Source organism: Protofrankia sp. CiP1_Cm_nod3, assembly GCF_982290655.1.
The window spans coordinates 1-3,655 of the sequence record NZ_CEVIVD010000098.1; the positions used below are offsets into that span (position 1 = coordinate 1).

At 72.0% G+C, this 3,655-nt stretch carries 3 protein-coding genes; 1 reads left to right on the forward strand and 2 read right to left on the reverse strand.

Annotated features, from left to right (window positions below; genetic code table 11):
- The coding region (locus AC5LUJ_RS17185) for a GGDEF domain-containing protein (RefSeq protein ID WP_493465286.1) at positions 1–1,556 on the forward strand (1,556 nt) is incomplete at its 5' end.
- A 430-nt stretch (positions 1,557–1,986) separates the two neighbouring features.
- Here the strand turns inward: AC5LUJ_RS17185 and AC5LUJ_RS17190 are convergent.
- Both AC5LUJ_RS17190 and AC5LUJ_RS17195 read right to left on the reverse strand, forming a co-directional pair.
- Positions 1,987–2,814, reverse strand: coding sequence for a bifunctional 5,10-methylenetetrahydrofolate dehydrogenase/5,10-methenyltetrahydrofolate cyclohydrolase (locus AC5LUJ_RS17190; protein ID WP_250280441.1), 828 nt, complete (start codon positions 2,812–2,814; stop codon positions 1,987–1,989).
- Positions 2,811–3,434, reverse strand: coding sequence for a cyclodeaminase/cyclohydrolase family protein (locus tag AC5LUJ_RS17195; RefSeq protein WP_445548384.1), 624 nt, complete (start codon positions 3,432–3,434; stop codon positions 2,811–2,813). Before AC5LUJ_RS17195 ends, AC5LUJ_RS17190 begins: the two co-directional genes overlap by 4 nt.
- Positions 3,435–3,655 lie beyond the last annotated feature (221 nt).

The following is a 3,655-nucleotide window of genomic DNA, read 5'->3' on the forward strand; positions in this document are numbered from 1 at the left end:
CCCCGTTCCCCTCCCAGCCAGCGCCCCAGCCGTCCTCCCGGCCACCATCCCAGCCGCCGTCGCCTCGGCCGGCCCGCTCGTCCCGGCCGTTCCCGCCATCCCAGCCACTGGCACCCGGGCTGTCCCGGCCGTCGCAGCCGCCCCAGCGGCCGTCCCAGGAGCGGCGGTTCCGGGGATTCGTGCGGCGGTTCTGGCGGCGTGGGGGAAAGGCCGCCCGGCAGGCCGGTGAACGGCTGGTCGAGTGGGTGTCGCATTTTGTGCTGTGGAGTCTGCCGCCACGGCTTGTCCGTTATCTCGTCGCCGTCGACGTACTGTGTCTGGTAGTTGTCCTTGTCGGCCTGTTCGGGCTTTCCTTCAGGTTTGCCGACCTGTTCACGTTCGGGGCGTTCGTTCTGCTCGGCCGGCTGGCCATGGAAACGTCCCGGCATCTCGGTGTGCCCGGTCTCCGGAAGGACGAGCCGCACCGGGACCTGCTGTCGAACTGGACCCTGCCGGTCACACTTCTTCTCCCACCGCTGTACGCCGCCGTCCTGCACATACCCCTGCACTGCCTTTTCCGTTCCCGCGGCCAGCCGGCCGCGCAGCCCAGGTACCGGCAGGTCTTCAACGCGGCGGCGCTGGGCGTGTCGGGTTTCTGCGCGGCCGGCGTGCACCGGGCGCTCGCCCCGCCCCAGGGGCCGTACCGGATCGACACCCTGGTGGGCTCGTCCGGACGTATCGGCGCGCTGTTCGTGGCGGTGTTCACCTACACGGTGCTCAACCGTGTCCTGCTGCGCGGCATGCTGTGGTGCGCGCATCCGAGATCGGCGCAGCCGGCCCGCCGCCCGTTCGCCGGCGGCAGGCGGGAGACGTTCGCCGTCGACGCCGCCGAGATGTGTTCCGCCATCGGCCTGGCCGTGCTGTGGACCGCGCATCCCCTGCTCATGCTCACCGCGACACCGCCCGCGCTGCTGCTGCAACGCAGCCTGCTGCACGCCGAACTGCTCCAGGCGGCCCGCACCGACGCCAAGACCCGGCTGGCCAACCCGGCCTACTGGCGTGAGACGGTGGAGAAGGAGGTGGCGCGAATCCGGCGCTCGGGCCGTCCGATGTCCGTGCTCATCGTGGACATCGACCATTTCAAGAAGGTCAACGACCAGTTCGGCCATCTTGCCGGCGACGCCGTTCTCATGTGTGTCGCGGACGCGCTGCGCGCCGCCACCCGGCCTCGTGACCTCGTCGGCCGGTTCGGCGGCGAAGAATTCGTGATCATGCTGTGTGACACCGACCTCGACGGCGCCGCCCGGGCCGCCGACCGGATCCGCCGCCAGGTGGCCGAGATGCGCTGCCGGGCGGACAGCCACGCCGCCGGCGTGGTCTGCGTGTCCGTGACCGTCTCGGTCGGGGTGGCCACCGCCACCGGCGCGGACGTGGAGCTGGCCGCCCTGCTGGAGACGGCGGACGCGGCGCTCTACCGGGCCAAGGCCGACGGCCGCAACCGCGTCCGGCTGGCCGCCGGCCTCACCTCCCAGACCGCGCGTGAAGAAGCCGCTTGGTCTGCTCCCCATCGTGCGTGACTTCCTGGCTCGTCTGGACGTGGCCGGGATCGTGGGCCGGCTCTGCCCGATCCACGAGGACGCGATGATCACCCATGGTCAGGTCGTGGCCGCGCTGACCGCGCCCGGCGCGATCGTGCACGTCGAGGACTGGGCCCGGGCGTGGGCATGGGCGTCACAGGCACGGCGCGTGCTGAACATTCTCACTGATTTCACTGAGACGCCTGACGAGTGCTTTTTCTGCCTCTGGGAAGGAACTGCGGGTGTCATCCTGTCGGCAGCCCAGCGAAAAGGCCCGCTGGTAACCGTTCCGCACCGCCGATATGTCCTTTTTACCGGTCCCCTCAGGGACTACATCGACGCCGCCGATGGACCAGCGGTTTGTCCCGGTCTTCCTTCCGGGCCTTTCTGGGTCGCGCCCCTGACAGCTCGCGGTCGAGTCCGGGTGGGCTTACCCGGTGGCTGCGGTGGTGGTGTTGCGCAGCAGCAGCATCGTGGTCACCGGCCCGACCCCGCCCGGGACCGGGGTGAGAGCGCCCGCCACGGACGCGACCGCGTCGGCGTCCACGTCGCCGACCAGACCGGCCTCGGTGACGTTCGTCCCCACGTCGATGACGACGGCACCCGGCCGGATGAACCCCTTGCCGATCATCTTGGGACGGCCGACGGCGGCCACCACGACATCGGCCTCGTGCACGACCGAGAGCAGGTCTGCCGTACGGGAGTGGCAGATCGTCACCGTGGCGTCCTCGGCCAGCAGCAGCAGGGACGCGGGCTTGCCGACCACCGGGCTGCGCCCGATGACCACCGCGCGGACACCGGCGAGCTTGACGTCACCGCGGTGCAGGATCTCCAGCACCGCGGCGGCGGTGGCCGGCGCGAAACACGGCAGGCCCAGGGCCAGCCGGCCCAGGCTCAGCGGGTTCATCCCGTCGACGTCCTTGTGCGGCGGGATACGGCTGCCGACGTCCTGCGCGGACAGGCCCGGGGGCAGCGGGGTCTGCACCATCAGGCCGTGCACCTCGTCGTCGGCGGCCAGCCGGTCGACCGTGGCGACGAGCTCGGCGGCGTCCCCGGACAGCTCGTGGACGACGCAGTGGACCCCCACCTTCGCCGCGCCACGTTCGATCACCCTGACGTAGGACCGGGCCGCCGGGTCGGTGCCCGGCAGGACCACGGCCAGCGTCGGCACCCGGCCGGCCTCGCGCAGCCGTTCCACCTCGTCGACGACGCCCCGGCCGATCTCCGCGGCCATGGCCCGTCCGTCCAGCAGCTTCATGATCCGATCCGTTCCCCGACGGCGCGCACGATGCCGTCCGCCGTAGCCACAGAGGTCAGATGGCCGGCGAGGGCGGCCGTGGCACGCTCGCGCGCGGCCGTGTCCGTCATCGCCGCCGTGTTCACCCGTACGTTGATCGCCGCGCTGTCCAGCGCGGCGCGTGCGCTGGCGGCGGCCACCCCGACATCGCTGAGGACGTTGACGTTCGCGCCGTCGATGATCGACGTGCACAGCCCGACCACGGCCGCCGCGACCGCCGCGGTGTGCAGCGGCACCTCGGCCGCGGTGACCAGCGCGGCCTGGATCGCCTGGCTGCGGGCGGCCCGTTCCTCGCCGGTGCCCTTCGGCAGCTTGTACGCGTCGCTGACCGCGGCGAACGCGCGGGCGTCGGCGCCGGCCAGCGCCAGCGCCTCGGCGCGGGCCTTGTCGGCGTCGAGCCGGGCGGAGAGCATCGTCGCCTCGTGCTCGGCGTACCGGGGCTTGCCGATCGTGAGATTGCAGACCATGCTCACCAGCGCCGCGCCGAGGGCGGCCTGCAGCGCCGCGGCCGCGCCACCACCCGGCGCGGGCGCGGGGGAGGCCAGCTCGGCGAGGAACCCCGCCATTGTCTCGTCGTCCACGGCACCCTCTCCCACCTGCTGACTCTGCCTGTCCGCCGGCCGCGTGTCATCACGACGTCGCACATCCGGTGAACTTCCCACGGCCGGCCGCACTGCACCGTAGCAAGCCCGCTGCTTGTCGGCCCAACAGCCACAGCCTTCCACCCCTACCGCCCCACGGGCCCTACCGGCTCCCTCCCGCGCCTGATCCTTGCGGGTACTTCGGGGGGAGGGGAGAGGCT